This is a genomic window from Flavobacterium sp. PS2, from assembly GCF_046250155.1.
Classification (GTDB): domain Bacteria; phylum Bacteroidota; class Bacteroidia; order Flavobacteriales; family Flavobacteriaceae; genus Flavobacterium.
Map to the genome: position 1 here is coordinate 783071 of NZ_CP176426.1, position 21652 is coordinate 804722.

A 21652-nucleotide genomic window follows, 5' to 3' on the forward strand; every position below is an offset into this window, starting at 1 on the left:
ATTTCTACGAGTAACTCAGTAAAGATTATAGAGTTTCTTGCGGAGACCTCTCGTGCCTCGGGGTGACAAGTTTGAGAGTATCTACTCAATCTTGTCTTTTTGATATAAAGAAATTCAAACGATATTGAACTGTCGATATAAATCAAACCAAAACCCAACACAAATAACATGTTATAAACATTGCCAACGGTTTCAACCGTTGGAGCGCAATGTATTATCACAGTACCACACGGTTGAAACCGTGGGCTATAGTTAAAACCGTGAGCTATAACCAAAATAGTTCGAAAAAATATATTTTACAAAGAAACTAACGCAAAATTATCAGGCTAATTTAAATCCTCGTACTGTCCTTCGACTCCGCTCAGGATGACAAAACTGAGAGTAAAACACTAAACCTCAACAAATAAAAAACGAGTGGTAATCTTTGTCAAAGTTCAAAACTTTGACAAAGACCTCATGAAAACTGAGTTTAAAAACCGAAATAGTAATCTCTACTTCAAGATTTGATCGGCGTGTTCTTTGGTTTTTACTTTTGAGATTATATCTTCGATAATTCCTTTTTCGTTGATTACAAATGTTGTTCTATGGATTCCGTCGTATTCACGGCCCATGAATTTTTTAGGTCCCCAAACTCCAAAGGCTTGAATTACTGATTTATCTTCATCTGCCAATAATGGGAAAGGGAAATCGTATTTTTCTTTGAATTTGGCTTGTGCTTTTTGTGCATCGGCACTAACTCCCAAAAGAGCGTAATTGTTTGCTTGAAAACGTTCGTAATTATCTCTTAAATCGCAAGCTTCGGCTGTACAGCCTGGTGTATTTGCTTTTGGATAAAAGAATACTACTAATTTCTTGCCTGCATAATCAGCTAGTTTATGTGTATTTCCGTCCTGATCTGTTCCTGAAAAATTTGGTGCTTTATCTCCTATTTGTAATGTTGTCATTTTATTTTAGATTTTTGTTTTTTTTAGACTGGCTTAGACTGGCTTAGGCTACTTAGAGTTTTAGACTCGCTTAGAATTTTGATAGCAAATTTAAATAATTCATGACTTATAATTCCTAACTCATCTGCCATAATTCTTGATTTGTTAGCCCAGATTGTAGTGAAAACCCTGGAATTGTGGTGGTTTACATTTTATGTATTGGCAAAGCGACCAGCGGAAGCTCTTGCGAATACTTAAAAATGTTACTGCCACAATGAGGTGTTGTAACGGAAAGCTGGATTAGGCTCATGATAAAATTTGTACTATTTTTACGGGATTAAATTTACGGAAATGAATAAACAAGAACGGGTAACTTTTGTTATAAATACGTTAAAAGAATTATATCCTACTATCCCTGTCCCTCTAGATCATAAAGACCCTTATACTTTATTAATTGCTGTTTTATTGTCGGCTCAGTGTACTGACGTTCGCGTGAACCAGATCACGCCTATATTGTTTGCAAAGGCTGATAATCCGTATGATATGATTAAAATGTCGGTTGAAGAGATTCAGAATATTATTCGTCCGTGTGGTTTATCGCCTATGAAGGCTAAAGGTATTTATGGTTTGTCGCATATCCTGATTGATAAACATGGCGGAGAGGTTCCTCAGAGTTATGAATATCTGGAGGAATTGCCTGCTGTTGGGCATAAAACAGCAAGTGTTGTTATGTCGCAAGCTTTTGGTGTTCCTGCATTTCCTGTAGATACTCACATTCATAGATTGATGTATAGATGGAATTTATCTAACGGAAAAAATGTAACTCAAACCGAAAAGGATGCTAAACGTCTTTTTCCTGAGGAGGTTTGGAATGATTTGCATCTTGAAATTATTTGGTACGGTCGAGAATATTCGCCTGCTCGAGGATGGGATCTTGACAAAGATATTATTACAAAGACTATTGGAAGAAAATCGGTTATTGATGAGTATTACGAAAATCAGTCTTCTAGAAAACAAAAAAATCACTAATTGCATATTGCCCTTAGTGATTTTTTAATCAAACGACCAATTTGATTAATTTCATTTACTTTCAAAACATCCGACAGTTGCTGTGGGCTGTTTAATTAGCTATAATCTCAAAACTTTTATCTTCGATTTTCACTACTGTTAAGGCTTGTGAATAGCTCAATAAAAAAGAAACTACTTCTTTGTTTGGTTTTAGATTTTTACTAATCATCACTTTTTTTGAGTAAATTTTTGCCATGCTAATAAATGTTTATTTTATATAACAACGACCTATTGCTCAATTTAGTATATTAATTAGTTAAAATAATTTGATGTTTTTCTATAATTTTTCGAATATTCATCAATGCATATCTCATTCTACCTAATGCTGTATTAATACTTACACCAGTTATTTCGGATATTTCTTTAAAGCTCATGTCTTGATACATACGCATTACGAGTACTTCTTTTTGATCATCTGGAAGTTCTTCGATTAATTTTTTTAAATCAACCTCAACTTGATCCATAATCATTTTGTTCTCTATCGTTAAGGAATCATCGGACATGATGGAGAATATCGAAAACTCTTCGGTTTCTCTATACATTGGCATTTTCTTATTTTTTCGATAATGATCCACAATTAAGTTGTGTGATATACGCATTACCCAAGGAAGGAATTTACCTTCTTCGTTATAAGAATTACTTTTTAATGTCTTGATTACTTTTATAAATGTATCTTGGAAAATATCATTTGATATATCTCTGTCTGCTATTTTTGAATATATGAATCCATAAATCTTAGATTCATGTCTTTTTATTAATGTTGACAAGGCACTTTCGTTACCTTCAACATAGTTCTTCACCAATAGAGCGTCAGGAATTTGCAGATTAGCCATAATACTACCTTTTAGTTTTAGTTTTGAATTGGAGTAATTTTCTAAAAAGTAATTTTAATGTATAGGCTTCTGGTTTTTAAAGTGTTAATTAAGTGTTCAAATTTAACAAATAAATATTTTATAAAGCAAATTAAATTAAGAATAATTAACACAAAAAACTGAGAAACATTAAAATAAAGTCAATGATTTCTAAAAAAAGACCAAGAAACAATAAATTAACATTTTGGTTACAACAGTTAAAAAAGAAGCTTAAATCTCACAAAATAAAGCAATTACGATTTAACCTTCTTTTTTTTGCAATCTTAAATTACTGATATACCCGAATATAATCGACAATAAAATCTTGTGGAAAAACTTTATCGTCTACTTCAGGTCCTCCAAAATTTCCTCCTATTGCCAGATTAACTAATATATAAAATGGCTTATCAAAAGGCCAAACATCTTCGGTTTTATCTTTTGGTTCGAATGTGTACACTAAATCTTTATCGACAAAAAAGTCGATTTTGTCTTTTGTCCACTCTATTGCGAATACATGGAATCCTTTTTCGATATCTGGAAATGCAGTTTTCTTGGTATTAATTGTATTCCCGTGGCTATCTTGGGTGTGCAAAGTGGTATAAACCATGTGTGGATCTCTGCCTATATACTCTAAGATATCTATTTCGCCACATTTTGGCCAGTTTACCTGATCCTTATTTGCTCCTAACATCCAGAATGCTGGCCATAGGCCATGACCAACTGGTAATTTGGCTCTGGCTTCGATGCGTCCGTATTTAAACTCTTTTTTGCCTTTGGTTGTAATACGTGTTGATGTATATACGTTTCCGTCTTTTCTTGCATTAATAATTAAGCTTCCATCTTTTAATTGATGGTTTGTCTTGGTATAAATTTGTCTTTCGTTATTACCCCAACCACATAAATCAGGACAACCGTCTCCGAGTTCGTAATTCCAAACGGTTTCGTTTAGGGTTTTTCCGTTAAAATTTTCTTCCCAAACCAGTTTCCTTTTTGCTTGTTGTGCAAAACTTAAATTACCTATTAATAATAGGATTAAAATTCTCTTCATTTTATTTCTTTTATTTATCATTAAAAATAAGAAGGCTAGCAAATGTGCCGCTAACCTCCTTACTCCGACTAACTTTAACTTTTATATTATTGATATACTCTTACATAATCTACTTCCATTGTAGATTGTGTAAATGCTGGATCTATGACTCCTCCAAAGTTTCCTCCCATTGCAAAATTTAATATCAGAAAGAAATCTTTATTAAATGGTGTTGTAGCATCATTGGCAAAAGAATGAAACAAGGCATCATCTACATAAAACTTAATAGATTCCGGACTCCAAACTGCTTTGTAAACATGAAACTCTGATGATGCTGTTGCAATAGTTGTTGAACCTGTGTTTCCGCCTCCGCCAGAATGTCCTGGATAATGCAATGTGCTATGAATCAGATTTTGGCTATTACCTACATGCTCCATAATATCTATTTCTCCGCAAGCTGGCCATGTGCTTGTTGCATAGTTTTGTCCTAACATCCAGATTGCTGGCCAAGTCCCTCCTCCTATTGGTAATTTGGCTTTTATCTCAATTTTTCCATAAGTGAATTTAAATTTACCATCTGTTTTTAATCGTGCCGAAGAATATGCCATTCCGCCTGAAGCTTCTTTTTTGGCAGTTATCTTTAAACTTCCGCCTTGCACTATTACATTGTTTGGACTGTTGGTATAATTTTGTTTTTCATTATTTCCCCATCCGCTGTCACCAGTTCCTAACTCATTTACCCAGTTTGCAGGATTTGGTGCTCCGTCAGTATTAAATTCATCCGACCAAACTAAGGTAGTATAATCAGCAGGAGGCGCTTGCGTAGGTTTTGTTGTGGTAAATATATGATACCATGCTAATGCCGGATTACCTCCCATAACTGCTCTTACAACCATTCTGTTTGCTGTTATGGAGATTATCTCGTATGAGTTCTGACCTATATAATACCCCATAAATCCTCCATCAGAAAAATTCATTGTTGTTCCTCTTGTTTGCGTTAAATGGTCTGGATTACCCATAATAACCGATTCTGAAGGACTTAATGATACTATTTTTGTTCCGCTTGAGTTGTATGCTAAACATGCATCGTCTGGCGAACTTCCTCCTGCTACGCTTGCAAAAGCTGCATTAAAGAATGTTGCTCCTCCGTTATCCAGCTGGTATTTTATTTGTTCCCCGTCTAGCGAAAAGGTCAATACATTATCATATAAACAACTACTTGCTGGTGAAGCTGCTTTCTCAAATGGTCCTGCTGTATAATAATTGGCATAATAATTCTTGGTTGCGTCGCCATCATTTTGTCCAACTCCCAGATGTCCTGGTTCTGAAGCTGACCAATACCATTTTTTAGAAGTTCCGCCTGTTAAGAACGTTACTGCATCGGGATCGCTAAAATCACTTTGTACGGTAACCTCTATCGAGGTACTTGATTGTATCCCTCCTGTTCCTGTTGCAATTACAGTTACTGTATAGGTATTTAATCCTGTTTTGGTAAATCGCTTTTCGGTTTTACCTGTTGGCGAGTTTAACGATGTACCGTCGCTAAAGGCGTACTTGTATGAGATTGCATCATTTGCAGTAGCGACAAGTTTTACCAATCCCGAGCCATCTCCGTTAGGATCTGCATCCGTTTTACCCACAATTTCGGCAGTAATTACAAGGTTTGTTGGCGCTTGTAATGCCCCAAATTTTAAATCATCTTCCTGACAGCCTACCATAAGAAGCATGGTGAGTATGCACACGATATTTATAATTATTTTTTTACTCATGATTCCTTATATTTTTAGTTGGATTGTTTTATATCATCAAAATAGTATGTTTTGCCTGTGCCGCTGTTTCCAAAATCACAGAATATTACAATTCTCTGATAATTATTGGCGTTTACAATCCCTGCAAAATCAAACGTAAGTTCTTCCCAACCATCGGCAACTGTTGTGGTAGCATCTATCTCTTTGTTTATACTCGAGTCTGTTAGATTCTCTAATTTAAATTTTACAATAATTCCTGCCTGTGGTGACCAAACTTTCATTTTTAATTTTTTGAATGTGGAGAAATTTATCGGAGTATCTAATGCTAATGATGAACCTGCCCAAACTTCGGATCCGTTTCCTTTTGTTAAAGCACTTACGGTTGATGATGTATTTATTCCTGATTTCTCTGGATTTGTAATTACTGCTGTGGTTGCTCCTCCAAAATTTCCGTAAGCATAACTTAGCGTAGCCGATTCGAATGTTAATGGCAGCACTAGAGATTCTGCTCCGGAGCTTAACTGAATGTCATCATAGTAATAATCGGCTCCTGTTCCTGCATTACCAAAATCGAAGAAAAGAACTACTCGCTGGTATTTGTTGGCATTATCTACAGCCGAAAAGTCGAATGTAAGTTCCTCCCAATTATTAGCCACTGTATTAGTAACATCTACTTCGGTATTTATATTTGAATCAGTTAAATTCTCTAGTTTCATTTTAACCACAATTCCCGCTTTTGGAGACCAAGCTTTAATTCTGATTTTTTTCAATGTAGAGAAATCAATCGGTTCTCCTAGTTCTAAGAATGAACCTGCCCAAACTTCTGCTCCTGCTGTTTTGGTTAGTTTAGCCACTTTTGCACTTACATTACTGGCATCTACACTAGGATTATTGGCTACAGCAGTAAGTGCTCCTCCAAAATTATTAAATGCATAATTTAATGTAGCTGATTCAAAATCAACTGGTAGCAAAATTGGGTTCGAAATTGTAATAGATTCTGTATGTGTAGTCGTTGCTACTCCTCCGCTTAAAGCGACAACTTTTACTTCATAAGTCCCAACGTTTGCATAAGTGTGCTTAATTGTTTCTCCTTCCATAAAATCAACAGGAATTTCATTTGGGTCTTCGCCAAAATAAACCTGAAAGAAGGTTTCAAAATTGGCTTTTGCGCTTACTGATGCCGATAAATTATCGCCAACTACATGCGCTAATGTTACCTGTAAATTTGTTGGTGCCAAAAATGAAACTGTAAGTGTTTGTGTTATTTCTGTCTTTTTTCCATTAATTCCCATTGCCACAATTTTTGCCTGATATATTCCTTCTGGATATGTATGTGTAGTTGTAGCTCCTGGATTTACAATAACGGGCTGTGTGGCTCCGTGTCCAAAATAAATTTCATATTGTGTAACTCCTTCGCCTTTGGGCAAAAAAGTAACTTTTCCTGAATTATCTTGTGCAATTGTTGTAAGTGCTGATATATTTACTGGTGCTCCAACCGAATCGATATCGACATCGCTGCCACTACTGTCATTAGAACAACCTATTGCCATTGCTAAAACGAACAGACTTATAATAAAATGTAATTTTTTCATGATACTATTTTTTAATATTGAGGATTTTGCTGCCAGTTTCCGTTTGAGAATTGAATCTCTTCGATAGGAACTGGAAATATTTCATTTTTTCCAACCTTAAAACCCACAATTTCTTGTGTTGCTTTTCCTGTACGTACTAAATCGAAAAAGCGAAGTCCTTCTCCAACAAATTCAAATCTTCTTTCCGACCAGATAAAATCTGTTAAGGCTGGTCCTGAAGCCGATATATCATGATTTGTATCTCCAAATGCACGTCTTCTTACTTCGTTTAAGTATGTTCTTGCTTTGGCATCGTCTAATCCTCCTCTGTTATAAGCTTCTGCTGCCATTAATAACACATCGGCATAACGAATTGCTCTATAATTATTAGGATTTGTCAGGTTTTGATCCCCAATATTAGCATCGCCTTGGCGTGGTAAATATTTACGGTTAAAATATCCTGTGTGTTTATATCCTACTCCATAAGTGGCATTATTGGCTGCAGCCCAAGCGACAATATCCAGGATAGCAACATCTTTACGTTTATCGCCTACCTCAAATGCATCGGCAATTTTTGGAGTTGGTACATTAAAACTATACCCCGAGTCAAAAAATGGTCCTACATAGTTTCTTACTCCGTTAAATCCTACTGCTACGTTACCTTCACTACATTGCAAACATCCAAAATTTGCTCCTTCGGCATCGCTATATTGTACTTCAAACACAGATTCTCTTCCGTTTTCTCCAGCGTTTTCAAAGATTGTATTGTAATCTGTCACTAATGAATATTTACCTGATTCGATTACTTTATCTAGGACTTTGGATGCATCCAAATATTTGTTTTGATACAAATACACTTTTCCTAATAGTGCTTGTGCTGCACCTTTGGTCGCTCTTCCTACCTCTGGGGCATTTGGGTTTAAATTAGCGACTGCGTAAAGCAAATCGGCTTCTATTGAAGCGTAAACTTCTGGAACTGATGAACGCGGAATTGTTTTCTCATCATTTAGTTTAAATCTCTTATCTCCGTTTAGCGGAATAGCCCCGAACCATTTTACTAATTCAAAATGATAATATGCTCTTAAAAAATGAGCTTCGGCCAATATCTGATTTTTCCCTGGGAAGTCTATTTTGTCTTTAAACTCTAAAATGTAGCTTGCTCTATTAACTCCCGCAAACATCCAGTTCCAAACATCTTTTATATTACTATTTACAGCTGTGTGTGTCATATCATCTACTTGCTGGAATCCTATTACATCACTGGCACTTTCTCCTCCCGAAAATGTATTATCTGAGGCTATCTCGCCCAATAAAACATTTACATAAGAGGATTGCAATAAATCGTAGGCTCCAATTAAGGCATTGTAATAATCTGATTCTGAATTAAAATAATTTTCGGAATCTATTGAATATACTGGGTCACGCTCGACAAAACTATCTGTACAAGAAATACTTATTGCTCCCAAAAGCACGATTCCTAGTCCTATATTTATAATATACTTTTTCATTTTCTTAATTTTAAAAATTTAGATTTAATCCCATTGTATAAATCCTTGGTGTTGGATAAAATCCGTTATCGATTCCTGATCCCACTGACGATTGCGAAACATTATCAGCATTTAATGGTCCTGATAAAGCTGCTGGGTCAAAACCTCTGTACTTGGTAAATGTGTACAAATTGTTTACTCCCATATACAAGCGTAGTTTTGAGATTCCGATTTTATCCGAGAATGCTTTGTTTAATGTATAGCCTAATTGCACGTTTTGGATTCTTAAAAAAGAAGCATCTTCTACATAATAGTCAGAGAAAAGTGTGTTGTTTGTAGCTCCGGTTGTTACTCTAGGAACTGTATTGCTTGTTCCCTCACCTGTCCATCTTCCTAAAACATAATTAGATTTATTTACATCTGTAAGTGTACGTTCGTAATTTCTCACCATATCATTTCCTATAGATGCATAGGAATAAGCAAGAAAGTCAAGGTTTTTGTAATTAAAGTTTAAATTTAATCCCATGATTACACTTGCAATTGGATCCCCAATGTTGGTTCTGTCTCTACTATCTATTACACCATCATTATTTAAATCTTTATAGCGAATATCTCCTGGAGCTGTTGTAACCGAACCTAAAGCTGCTTGCGATGGATGCGCTGCAATCTCGGCTTGGTTCTGGAAAATTCCATCAGTTTTATATCCATAAAAATAACCTATTGGCTGTCCTTTTTCCATTCTTGACGGAGGTAGCGGTTGCCCTACTCCAAAACTTCCTGCATCGGTATAACCTGTGCTATTTGCTACTTCTAAAACTTCATTATTGATGGTTGTTATATTGTATCCGATATTAAAATTAAAACTATCAGATATTTTGTCTTTGTAATTAATAGCAAACTCAAATCCTTTGTTTCTTACCGAACCTGCATTCATAGTAGGCGGAGAAGCTCCCGGAGCATAAACTCCTGTTATTGCCGATACTGGAATTCTTGGGATTAATAAGTTATCACGTGTATCTATAAAATAATCTGCTGTAAAGTCTATTTTTTCATTAAATAATCGAAAATCTAATCCTACATCAAACTTTTTAGCTTCTTCCCATTGCAATTTTGAATTTGGTAACGCCCCAATTGCGGTTCCGTTTACTAAAGCTCCATTATATACATAAGTCGCTTCTCCATCTAGCAATCCTGCATAACCATTATTAGGGATTAAGTCGTTTCCTAAAACACCATAACTTACTCTTAGTTTTAAGAAATTAATGAAACTGTTATCTTTTAAAAATGATTCTTCAGAGACTACCCATCCCCCAGTAAATGATGGAAAGAATGCTACTCTGTTATCTGGTCCAAATTTGGTCGAAGCATCTCTTCTGATAACTCCGCTAAAAAGGTATTTTCCTTTAAAATCATATTCTAAAATTCCAACATAAGAGATTCTTCTTTCATCGTAGTTATAAGACGAAACATCACGACCTCCAGCTGGGCTTGTTCCTTTAGCCAGATTTATATCGGCATATTGCCATGAATTATTAGGTACATCATAACCTGTTGCTCCAAGTCCTGATCCCCAAGTTTTATAACTTGTTGATACAAAAATTGCTTTGATGTTATGACTGTCAAAAAGTGTCTTTTTATACTCTGCCAAAAAATCGTAGGTATAATCATTATCGTTTACTGTGTTTTGAGTAACACTGCTTCGGGAAATATCAAACACTTTTCCTCCATAACTTATTTGTTTTGAGAAGTTTTTCCTAATACTATTTCCTGTATTAAATCCGATACGTGATGTAAGTTTAAACTCTTTGGTTACATCATAAGTAAGACTAACACTCCCGTTCAGTTTTTTTAATTTATAGTCATTGTATGTATTCTCTATTTGTGCAAGCGGATTAATAATTTCGACTCCGTAACCTGGTGTACTAGGAACTAATGTATAATTCCCGTTTTGGTCACGAACTGGTAAAGTCGAAGGTGTATTTATAGCATTAAAAAGCACAGAACCCAATCCGTTTTCATTTAATGAATCTCTATCTAGGTAAGTATAAATAATATTGGTTTGTAGTTTTATTTTACTAGATAAATCGACTCCTAAAGACAATCTTGCTGTATTTCTTTTAAAGTCAGATTTAGAACCTCCAATAATACCTTGTTGGCTTAAATCAGATCCACTAAATGTATATGTGATTTTATCAGAACCTCCTGATATTGATATATCATTATTAATTATAGGAGCCGGATTAAAAATTTCATCTTGCCAATCTGTTCCTTTTCCTAAACCCGAAACATTAGGATAAGGCAATGTTTGTCCGCCATTGGCATAACTTTCATTTAGTAGTAATGCATATTCTGTAGCATTTAATACTGACATCTTTTTGGTTGTTTCCTGTGTACCAAAAGAGGAATTAAAAGAAACCTTGGTTTTAGAATTCTTTTTACCCGTTTTTGTAGTTACCAAAACAATTCCGTTAGCTCCTAATACTCCATAAATTGCTGCTTGCGCATCTTTAAGAACCGTAATCGACTCTATATCATTAGGATTTAAAATACTCAAATCTCCCTGATATCCATCTATAAATACAGTTGCAGCATTATTTCCATTGGTGGCAACACCTCTAATATGTATATCCATAGCTGCTCCCGGAGAACCCGATTGTGCAGTAACGCTAACACCTGCAACGGTTCCTTGCAAGGCTTGCTCTACTTTAATAGGATGTAAATCTTCGATAGTTTTACTAGATACAATAGAAACTGCTCCTGTTACATCTCTTTTCTTTTTACTGCTGTATCCTAATACAACAACTTCATCAAGCGATCTGGCATCATCGCTCATCTTTACAGTAATTATACTGCTTGAAACCACAACTTCTTGTGTTCGAAAACCAATATAACTTAAAACAATTGTGGTTCCTTTTGGGATACCTAACAACTTAAAAGATCCGTCAAAATCGGTGGTTGTACTTTGTGACGAACTTTTAACTTTTACATTTACGCCAGGCAATGATAAACCTGAGCCATCGAGTACAGTTCCCTTTACATCAAAGGCTTGCGAAAACGCAAAAGATGTAAACAGTAACAATACCATTAGTAATAATCTAGATTTCATAATTAGTTAGTTTTTATTGAAAGATAAATTTATTCGGATTCATTGATAATTATTCAAAAACAACCTTTACAAAAAACATACAATCACAAAAAAGACTATTTATTTTTAATATAACATAAAAAATTACCAGTATTAATAGTAAATCAGCAATGTTAAATTATGTTAAAATATTAATGTAAATCATAAAAAAACCACAACAATAACGTTAATGTTGTGGTGATGTATAGGTAAAATTTTCTGTTTAGTAGCTTCCTATACAGCAAGAATATACTCAACTAAACCTTGTTCATGCTGCAAATCCATTTTTTTACGCAAACGGTAACGTTTTATCTCCACGCTTCTTACCGAGATATTTAGTAATGGAGCAATTTCTTTTGACGACAGATTCAATCTCAGGTATGCACAAAGTCGTAAATCATTTGGAGTTAATAAAGGGTGAAGTTGTTTTATCCTTTTCAGGAAATCTTTATCGGCATTATCAAATGCTTCTTTAAACACGTTCCAGGAATCATCTTCGGTGATATTTTTATTGATGGTCGTAATTACCGATTTTATATTTTTATCCCCGTCTTCGGATGTTTTCTTTAGATCTTCTTTTATAAAAGCCAATAATTCGTTTTTGCTATTTAAGCTCATTGTAGAAACTGCCAATTCTCTGTTTTTACTATCTACATCCTGAGTTAATTGCTCGTTTCGCAACTTCATTAATTGTTGCTCATTTTCGAGCTCTTTAATCTCTAATAACAAGTTGTTTTCTTCTATTAGTTTCTCTTTCTGTTTATGGTAATAATTCCTGTAAGCTTTATTTATAAAATAAGCTACGATTAATGCTAATAACAAATAAATAAAATAAGCCACATTGGTAAGATACCAGGGTTTTAATATCGTAAATGAATATGTTGCTGTATTTTCTAATACTTTATTGGCAAATTTTGCCCTTACCTTAAATGTATAATTTCCTGGTGGAAGGTTCTTGAAATTCACCGCTGGCTTTACACTCCATTCGCTCCAATCATCCTGAAAACCTTCTAGTAAATATTGATATTCTGAGTTAATGTATTTATTGTATTCAGGAACCGTATAATTAAAAGTTATATTATTCTCGTCAGATTTAAAACTTCCTTCTTCAAGAATAGATTCATTGGCAATTCGTTCATTAAGTTTATTTGTAGTAATGGCAGCAATAGAAACTACATAATTTTTAAAACTCAAATCATCAATATTCAACGTATAATAACCATCTGTTGTACCGATGAGGTAATCTGATTTGGATAACTGTGTAATATTCTCAAATCCTAACATGGAGTTGGTTAACGATGCCGGAATCGGAATAACATTTTGCTTAAGCTCACTTCCTAGTTTACTTGCCGAAAAATAATGGATATAGTTTTTAGAAAACAACCATATTTTATTAGAATTATCTACAATTAATTTCCCCGAAGTATATTCGTCTTTCTCAAAAACAGAACTTAGCAGTTTGTCTTTCTCAAACTGTTTTGTTGCATTATTAAGCTTAAAAATCCCTCCTTTGTAAGCATAATAAATAGAATTATTAAACTTAATTAAACTCGCATTTTTCCCTTTCTTGGGCGATGCATACGCAAAAAATGTTTTAACTTTTGTTAGTTCATTATCTAGTTGTAACCTAAAAATACCTTTGTACTCATGACTTACATATATCTCCAGATTCTTAGTAATTTCAAAATAGCGTGACGAATAATCAAATCCTGTTATTTTATTTCTAAATCCCCACTGATTATTACCCTTTTCCAGAATCGAAATACCATAATAATTACCTTGCATCAATAAATTACTATGACTCGCGATTGTTTCAAATTTCCAAGTTCCAGACGCCGAGAATATCTTTTTAGCAATATTATTCTCTATAACAAATGTTCCCGAATCATGCCCACAAAATAAAGTTCCGTCATAGGTAAACAAAGACCAAACCTGACCTTTGGTTCCGCTTATAAACTTAAATTCTTCGGTGCTTTGGTATTTTTTATAAAATAACCCTTGATTTGTTCCTATATATAAAATTCCGTTGTGGGTTGCCGAGGCATAAACCGTTCCCAGAATCCCTGTATCATCGGTAAAACTATGAATGGGCGACTGAAGATTAATACAGTTTATACCGTTATCTAATCCTACCCAAAGGTTTTTATCATCATCCTCAAACAATGATAAAGCGGTATTATTACTCAGTCCTTTATTTTGAGAAATATGATACTTGAGTTTACCTTCTTTCGAAATTATAAAAATCCCATCAGATACCGTTCCAAGCGCAAAACTACCATCCGAAAGCAGCTGACTACTATAAACAAAACTAGCTTCTAATTGATTATCTATCTCTGTATGAACTTTGGTTAAACTATCCCCGATTAGCTTATAAAATCCGCTTAATTGCGTCTGAATTAGCAAACCTTCATCAACAGAAAAAATGTTTACAATGGTATTATTTTTTAAAATTGGATTATCCGAAATCAAGACTTTTTTGCCACTTTCTATTTCAAAAAGACCTTCTTTCATTGTCTGAAAGTAAATCGAAGTATTTGTTCTAAATGACTTAACGACACCATTTTTGGGCGCTATTATCTGAAACTTTTTAGTTTTAGTATCATAAATATAAATTCTGTTTAAAGATTGAAACAGAATCCATTGATCGTATTTTAATATGTTCCAAAACTGTTCGTCATCAAGAATTTTATTTTTTATAGAATCACTAAGCGAAGTATATTTTAATTTTCCATTTGGTTGTCTTGTCCAAAAACCAAAATTCATATAAAAACCAGTATAAACTTTATCATCGATAACTTTTACAGATCGAATAATCGTTTCGTTAGGAGATGGATATAACTCCCAATTGGTTCCATTAAATTCTAAAAGACCTTCATTATTAGCAAAAAATAAAGAATGCTTTTGGTCTTGCGAAATCATCCAACTCTGATTACCTGCTCCGTAAACGCTGGGAGGATACTTAATTATAGGTGGTAATTCCTGAGAATAAACACTACAATATAAAAAAACGAACAAAAGGTGAAATTTCGATTTCAATGGTATCTGTGGTATTAATTTAGTATTAAAACTGCACTAAAATAAATCATTATTAACTGATAAAACACTATTTTGGCAAAAAATGAAATAAAAATACAAATAGTATTTTATCACACTTATTTAAACTCTAAAACAATAATTATCACATTATTTTAAACAAATTGAGTCCCTATCCTTAACATAACTCAAATGAAAATTGATTACTTTTGTGGAAATTGATTTTTTGTATGCAAATTGACCTTTCTACACTCGACCCAAAGAAAAATATCATCATTAAAGGTGCTCAGGTACATAATTTAAAAAATGTAGATGTTGCCATTCCAAGAAACAAACTTGTTGTTATCACAGGACTTTCGGGTTCTGGAAAATCAAGTTTGGCTTTTGATACTTTGTATGCCGAAGGACAACGTCGTTATGTCGAGAGTTTGTCATCGTATGCACGTCAGTTTTTAGGTCGATTAGATAAACCAAAAGTCGAATACATAAAAGGAATTGCTCCTGCAATTGCTATTGAGCAAAAAGTAAATACTACCAATGCGCGCTCGACTGTAGGAACATCTACAGAAATTTACGATTATGTAAAGTTACTTTTTGCAAGAATTGGTCGCACATACTCTCCTATTTCTGGTCAGGAAGTCAAAAAAAATACCGTTACCGATGTTGTTACCGATGTAAAAAGCTTCGAATTAGATAGTAAATGGTTGCTTCTTGCTCCTATTCATCTTGAAAAAGGAAGAAAACTAGAAGAGAAACTTAATGTTTTATTACAACAAGGTTTTGCACGTATCTTAATCGATAACGAAATGGTTCGTTTGGATGAATTTGCTTCTTCGCTTGACGCGAAAAAGGATCAGGATATATTATTGATTATTGATAGAATCGTTGTAAAAGACGAAGAAGAATTTTTCAACCGTCTTTCGGATGCTGTTCAAACTGCATTTTTTGAAGGAAAAGGAATTTGTTTTTTACAAGAATTAAACACCAATAAAAGATTCAGCTATTCTAATAATTTTGAGTTAGACGGAATCACATTCTTAGAACCAAATCCGCATTTATTCAGTTTCAATAATCCATACGGCGCTTGCCCTGCTTGCGAAGGATATGGAAATATTATTGGTATCGATGCCGATTTAGTCGTTCCTAATACTTCTTTATCTATTTACGAGAATGCTATTTTCCCATGGCGTGGCGAAAGCATGAGTTGGTTTCGTGATCAGTTGGTAAATAATTCACATAAATTTGATTTCCCGATACACAAACCTTACTTTCAATTAAGCGAAGAACAAAAAGAGTTAATCTGGAAAGGAAATCAATATTTTGAAGGTTTAAATGATTTCTTCAAAGAACTAGAAGAGAAAAATTATAAAATTCAGAACAGAGTAATGCTTTCGCGTTACCGCGGAAAAACAAAATGCCACGTTTGTAAAGGAAAACGTTTACGAATAGAAGCTTCTTATGTAAAAATAAATGGCAAAACGGTTTCAGATTTAGTCGATTTACCAATTCAGCATTTAGTTACTTTTTTCAACGAAATAGATCTTAACGTTTACGAAAAACAAATTGCAAAACGTTTGTTGGTCGAAATTAATAATAGATTATCCTTTTTAACGGAAGTCGGATTATCTTATCTTACTTTAAACCGAAATTCTTCGACTCTTTCTGGTGGAGAATCTCAGCGTATCAATCTGGCAACTTCTCTAGGAAGTAGCTTGGTTGGATCTATGTATATTCTAGATGAGCCTAGTATTGGCTTGCACCCTAAGGATTCTGAACGATTGATAAAAGTATTACTTTCTCTTCGTGATTTAGGTAATACGGTAATTGTTGTAGAACATGATGAAGACATCATGAAAGCTGCCGATATGATCATCGATATTGGTCCTGAAGCAGGAACTTTTGGAGGAGAATTAGTAGCTCAGGGAACGTATGACGAAATATTAAAATCAACTTCTCTAACGGCTAAATATTTAAATGGCGATTTAGAAATTACTGTTCCTAAACAACGCCGTAAATCTAAAAACTTCGTACAGGTTATTGGTGCTCGCGAAAACAACCTTAAGAATATAGATGTTACTTTCCCATTAGATGTTTTAACTGTAATTACGGGAGTTTCTGGTAGCGGAAAAAGTACGCTTGTTAAAAAGATTTTATTCCCTGCAATTCAGAAAAAACTAGATAATGCAGCCGAAAAAGCTGGTCAATTTACCGAAATAAAAGGTTCTTTCTCGCAAATAAAACATATCGAATATGTCGATCAAAATCCTATTGGAAGAAGTTCGCGTTCTAATCCTGTAACCTACATTAAGGCTTATGATGATATACGAGAATTATATGCCAAAGAAAAACTATCAAAAATAAGAGGCTACCAAGCCAAACATTTTTCTTTTAACGTAGATGGTGGAAGATGCGAAACTTGTAAAGGTGAAGGCTCTATTAACGTCGAGATGGTTTTTATGGCCGATGTACAGTTGCCATGCGAAACTTGCGGTGGAAAACGCTTCAAAAAAGAAGTTTTAGAAATTACTTTTGACGACAAAAACATCAATGACATCTTAACCATGACAATTGATGATGCTATTAGTTTCTTTTCTAAAAACAATCAGACTAAGATTACTCAAAAATTGCAACCTCTACAAGATGTTGGTTTAGGATATGTACAATTAGGACAATCCTCTTCGACTCTTTCTGGTGGTGAAGCACAACGTATAAAACTGGCTTCGTTCTTGGTAAAAGGAGCGACAAAAGACAAAGCTTTATTTGTTTTCGATGAACCTACAACCGGACTTCATTTTCATGATATCAAGAAATTATTGGCTTCATTTGATGCATTGATAGACAAAGGTCATTCAATAATTGTTATTGAACATAATCTTGACCTTATAAAATGTGCCGACTGGATAATAGATTTAGGTCCAGAAGGTGGAGAAAATGGTGGAGAATTATTGGCCGAGGGAACTCCAGAAGAAATCGTTAAAGTAAAAAAATCTATAACAGGTATTTATCTAAAAGACAAGCTGTAATCTTAAATTATTCGTAGTAACATTTATCTTCAAAAGGAATTCCATCTTCATCTATGGCAACTAATATCTTTTTGTTTTTAGATGATTCTATGGTTAAGTATAACCACGCAATAGACCATAATCCGAATGTTAAGCAACAAATCAGGAAATTAAAACTATGATCAACTACTCTCTCCCCTTTTGATAAAACTGCAAAAAGCATTTCATCGTTTCTTTCTTCTAAGATAAAACCGTTATGTATTTTATTTGAAATTATATTCGAAAATACTTGTAGACTTTCTTCTTGTGTAAACTGTGGGCTTTTCATAATCGTTAATTAAAATTATTTTAGCTATTTACTTTAATAATTTATTTGGGGGAATTTAGAAAGCAAAATTAGCTCACAATCAGAAACTACACAATACCCACTTTTAGTGATATTACAATTAATTTTTCATCATAAAACACTAAAAAATATTAATTCCACAAGATAGAGTCCCTTATTAAAAGTTTCATTACACATAAGGCAATTCTCTTTTTTTCAGCTATCTAATTCCTTTTAAACAAATTATAACTTGCCATTTATATTAAACGTAGGAGTTTCGTAATTATTACCTAAATAGTCTTCGGGTATTGTCGTTTTATTTCCATCACGCAGCGCTTTATAATGTGGCGACATAATTTCGATACCAGCTTCGTTAAAACTATCCTGAATATTTTGATGTAGGGATGAATAAATTTGAGGTTGTTTCTGAGGCTCTTTGGTATAAGCATTAATTTCATAGGCAACATAAAAATCATCCAAACTTGTTTGCAAAACAAACGGAGCCGGAGTAGTTTCTATAAAATCTGTCTTTGTAGCTGCATTAATTAATGCTTTATGAACATCTCTCCAAGGCACATCGTATCCAATTGTAACTGTAGAATGCATAACCAATCCTCTTGCATCTTCTTTTGTATTTGCCGAATAATTAGTCGATGTACTCGATAAAACAGTTGAATTTGGTATTGTAATGTCTTCAAATTTTGGTGTTCTTACACGCGTAACCAAAGCCGTTTTTTCGATTACTTCTCCGCTTACATCTCCTATTTTTATAAAATCTCCTATTTTAAAAGGACGCATATAGGTTATTACAAGTCCTGCAACCATATTAGCAATTGCATTAGACGATCCTAATGAAAATAAGATTCCCACAAAAACCGAAACTCCTTTAAATATAGGTGAATCTGAACCTGGTAAGTACGGAAAAATAATAACCAACATAAAGGCATACATTAAAAAGCGGATGATATTAAAGGTTGGTTTTGCCCAATCACTATAAAAACCATCTATTTTTATGTTCCCTTTACTAATCTCATCTACAAAAAACTTAATCCCTTTTAAGGTGTATCTAAAAATAAATGCAATTACAAGTATTGTAAACAAATTAGGAAGAAATGCCAGAAACCCCATTACAGCCAATTTTGCAGGCGTAAGAATCCATCGTAATAAAGTTGTTGTATAACCTTCGGTAGCAGGAAAAATACTAAAGAGTATTGGTAAAGATAAATACACAATTAATAACAAAACGAAAACCTTTATAGCTCCTATTAATCGTAATACCAAAAAGTGTTGCTTTTGCGGACTAAGAATAGTTATCTCATTGTATTTATATCCTGTAAAATACTTTTTTTTATTTCTGGATACATAAAGACTTCCTTTATTAAAAAGTTTGCCTACAAAAAACAATACAAGACCAAGAATTAATATTAGCAGAGCCGTAAATCCGAGTCTTTTTGGTAATAAAGAATAGTTTTCATTCTGAAAAAGAATAGCTCTTTTTATTGCCGTAAAATTACGCTTGGCAACATTGGCAGCAGGCATATTCTCTGATTTCGCATCCGCTTCAAGAATCGACATTATTACAAAATCACTTTCGTAAACAATATCCAAACTTATATCCGAAGGAATAATTTTTAGAGAATCGCTTACAAAAAAAGCATCTTCATAAAGTTTTTTTATTTTGTCAGAAATAGCTTTGGCTCTATTCTCGGCAGAGAATGAACCTACTTTATTATAAACATAAAAAAGGGTGTCTTTAAAAGGTGTTACAGGATATCCCCTTAAATTAATTTTAGCAATCGTATCGACAGTATTACCTTGAACGATTTCTTTTTCAGGTTGCATTTTTGCCTTTTGAGCAAAACTAACTTGTGAAACTAATAGCAACGAAATAAACAGAAAAACAATTACTCTCTTTTTCATATTTGTATGTAATAAAACCACAAGCGGCTATAACAAATATAAAAACAAAATGCATCACTTTTAGTTCGTGACCTTATTTCTTACTAAATTTTAATTCCAAGCTTATTTATAAACTTATTAATCACATCATTAATTTCTTTAGAAATAGCGAATTTATAGTTTAAATACACATAAAAAACAGTCACAATAACTGATTTTAAAGCAATTCCGATTAAAGGATAAACTGGAAATTCCCAAAAGTAAAATAATAGAAACAATACCGTTGTAACCAGTAATGAATACAAATTTTGCTTAGTAAAAGGATACAAATGAAGTTTCTTAACTACAAAAAGTAATTTTGCCAAACTGTATGCTGTAATAGATAGCAACGTTGCAAATGCAGAACCTGTAATACCATAAATCGGTATAAAAATTATATTTAAAACAAAGGTTAAAACAACTAAACCTAATCCTAAGAACAATACCGTTCGGTAATATTTTGTATTAAAAATAATAGCATTATTATTCCCTAAAATAAGATCAAAATATTTAGACAATCCAATCATAAAAACAACAGGAACTCCTCCTCTATATTCCTCAGGAACGATTTCGTATAACTGATTAATATTTACGAAAATACACAACATCACAAATCCACCAACGATCTGTAAGTTAATAGATGTCTTTTTATACAAATCATTCAACTCATCGTGTTTATCATCGTGCATTAACTTAGCCGTAATAGGATATACAATTTGATGCATAGCACGACTTGGAACCGAGATTACCAGGGCTATATATGTTGCTACCGAATAATAAGCAATATTCTCAATTTTCATATACTGATTAAGCATAAGCTTATCTCCATCCAAAAGCAAATTGGCTACACTTCCTGAAAGGATTATGTAAAACGTATATTCCATTACACTTTTTACATTTGCTGGTATTGTAATCTGAAACTTAGGCTTTTTAATACTAAAAGCATAAAACATCGTTACGATAAAAGCTATAAAATAAATTGCAGCCGTCACATATACAAATTGAATTAAGGTTATCCAATCAAAATATAATCCTACCAAAGCAAGTGTAGAAAACAATCTTAAACCAACTTCTTTGATAAAATTACCAAAAACGGAATGCATATGTACTCTTGCCCAAGCATAAAAAATCTCGAAATAAGCCATACAAATTCCGATAAAAGGAATCAATAAGATAAACTCTTTTACAACAGGATTTTTCTTTGATACAAAAGCCGTGATATCATCAAAAAAGAAAAGTCCAATTATTCCCAAAGGAATACACATTAAAACAGGAAATAGTGCTGTAAAGGACAAAAACTGCTCTCTTTCTTCTTCTGTTTTATATTGAGAATAAAACTTGACCAATGTATTTTGCATCCCGATAGCAAACAAAGGCATGATAACATTTGCCGCTGAAGTAACGTAATTTGTTAAACCATAATACGTTTCGCCTAAATAAATCGGATATAAATAAAGCGTGTTTATTGCACCAATACCAAAACCAATATATGTTATAATAGTATTTTTAAAAGACTGATTTAAGACTATGCCCATTGAAGGTATTTATGTTTTTT

At 33.4% G+C, this 21652-nt stretch carries 14 protein-coding genes; 2 read left to right on the forward strand and 12 right to left on the reverse strand.

The window, feature by feature from the left end; genetic code table 11:
• Positions 1-491 precede the first annotated feature (491 nt).
• Positions 492-944, reverse strand: coding sequence for a thioredoxin-dependent thiol peroxidase (gene bcp / locus ACJ6WR_RS03325; protein ID WP_035624919.1), 453 nt, complete (start codon positions 942-944; stop codon positions 492-494).
• A gap of 330 nt (positions 945-1274) precedes the next feature.
• On the opposite strand from bcp, the gene nth reads away from it, so the two are divergent.
• Complete coding sequence (gene nth, locus ACJ6WR_RS03330) at positions 1275-1952, forward strand: endonuclease III (RefSeq protein WP_323489105.1); 678 nt, start codon at positions 1275-1277, stop codon at positions 1950-1952.
• 91 nt (positions 1953-2043) lie between these two features.
• On the opposite strand, the gene ACJ6WR_RS03335 is transcribed toward nth, so the two are convergent.
• From ACJ6WR_RS03335 to ACJ6WR_RS03370, 8 genes are all read right to left on the reverse strand, one after another.
• Positions 2044-2187, reverse strand: coding sequence for a hypothetical protein (locus ACJ6WR_RS03335; RefSeq protein WP_165572092.1), 144 nt, complete (start codon positions 2185-2187; stop codon positions 2044-2046).
• Positions 2188-2239: 52 nt separating this feature from the next.
• Positions 2240-2824, reverse strand: a complete 585-nt coding sequence (locus tag ACJ6WR_RS03340; protein WP_039112632.1) for an RNA polymerase sigma factor — start codon at positions 2822-2824, stop codon at positions 2240-2242.
• Between the two features lie 307 nt (positions 2825-3131).
• A complete protein-coding gene (locus tag ACJ6WR_RS03345) occupies positions 3132-3890 on the reverse strand; it encodes a family 16 glycosylhydrolase (protein ID WP_409417046.1) in 759 nt (252 codons plus the stop codon).
• An 86-nt stretch (positions 3891-3976) separates the two neighbouring features.
• The gene (locus tag ACJ6WR_RS03350; protein ID WP_409417047.1) at positions 3977-5638 is read right to left on the reverse strand and encodes a family 16 glycosylhydrolase; all 1662 of its coding nucleotides are present in this window, start codon (positions 5636-5638) and stop codon (positions 3977-3979) included.
• Positions 5639-5652: 14 nt separating this feature from the next.
• Positions 5653-7209, reverse strand: coding sequence for a hypothetical protein (locus tag ACJ6WR_RS03355; RefSeq protein WP_409417048.1), 1557 nt, complete (start codon positions 7207-7209; stop codon positions 5653-5655).
• A gap of 11 nt (positions 7210-7220) precedes the next feature.
• Positions 7221-8696 (reverse strand): RagB/SusD family nutrient uptake outer membrane protein, encoded by a 1476-nt coding sequence (locus ACJ6WR_RS03360; protein WP_409417049.1) that lies wholly within the window; start codon positions 8694-8696, stop codon positions 7221-7223.
• Between the two features lie 10 nt (positions 8697-8706).
• Entirely contained in the window at positions 8707-11781 is a 3075-nt protein-coding gene (locus ACJ6WR_RS03365; RefSeq protein ID WP_086894892.1) for a TonB-dependent receptor, read from the reverse strand.
• A 252-nt stretch (positions 11782-12033) separates the two neighbouring features.
• On the reverse strand, positions 12034-14814 hold the full coding sequence (locus tag ACJ6WR_RS03370) for a triple tyrosine motif-containing protein (RefSeq protein WP_409417050.1): 2781 nt from the start codon (positions 14812-14814) through the stop codon (positions 12034-12036).
• Between the two features lie 248 nt (positions 14815-15062).
• On the opposite strand from ACJ6WR_RS03370, the gene uvrA reads away from it, so the two are divergent.
• The gene (gene uvrA / locus ACJ6WR_RS03375) at positions 15063-17855 is read left to right on the forward strand and encodes an excinuclease ABC subunit UvrA (protein ID WP_409417051.1); all 2793 of its coding nucleotides are present in this window, start codon (positions 15063-15065) and stop codon (positions 17853-17855) included.
• Positions 17856-17862: 7 nt separating this feature from the next.
• Here uvrA and ACJ6WR_RS03380 read toward each other — a convergent pair whose 3' ends face one another.
• From ACJ6WR_RS03380 to ACJ6WR_RS03390, 3 genes are all read right to left on the reverse strand, one after another.
• Positions 17863-18162: a hypothetical protein gene (locus ACJ6WR_RS03380; RefSeq protein ID WP_035623094.1), complete on the reverse strand. Its 300-nt coding sequence runs from the start codon at positions 18160-18162 to the stop codon at positions 17863-17865.
• Positions 18163-18402: 240 nt separating this feature from the next.
• Positions 18403-20079 (reverse strand): mechanosensitive ion channel family protein, encoded by a 1677-nt coding sequence (locus ACJ6WR_RS03385; protein ID WP_409417052.1) that lies wholly within the window; start codon positions 20077-20079, stop codon positions 18403-18405.
• An 83-nt stretch (positions 20080-20162) separates the two neighbouring features.
• Positions 20163-21632 (reverse strand): lipopolysaccharide biosynthesis protein, encoded by a 1470-nt coding sequence (locus tag ACJ6WR_RS03390; RefSeq protein ID WP_409417053.1) that lies wholly within the window; start codon positions 21630-21632, stop codon positions 20163-20165.
• Between the last annotated feature and the right edge of the window lie 20 nt (positions 21633-21652).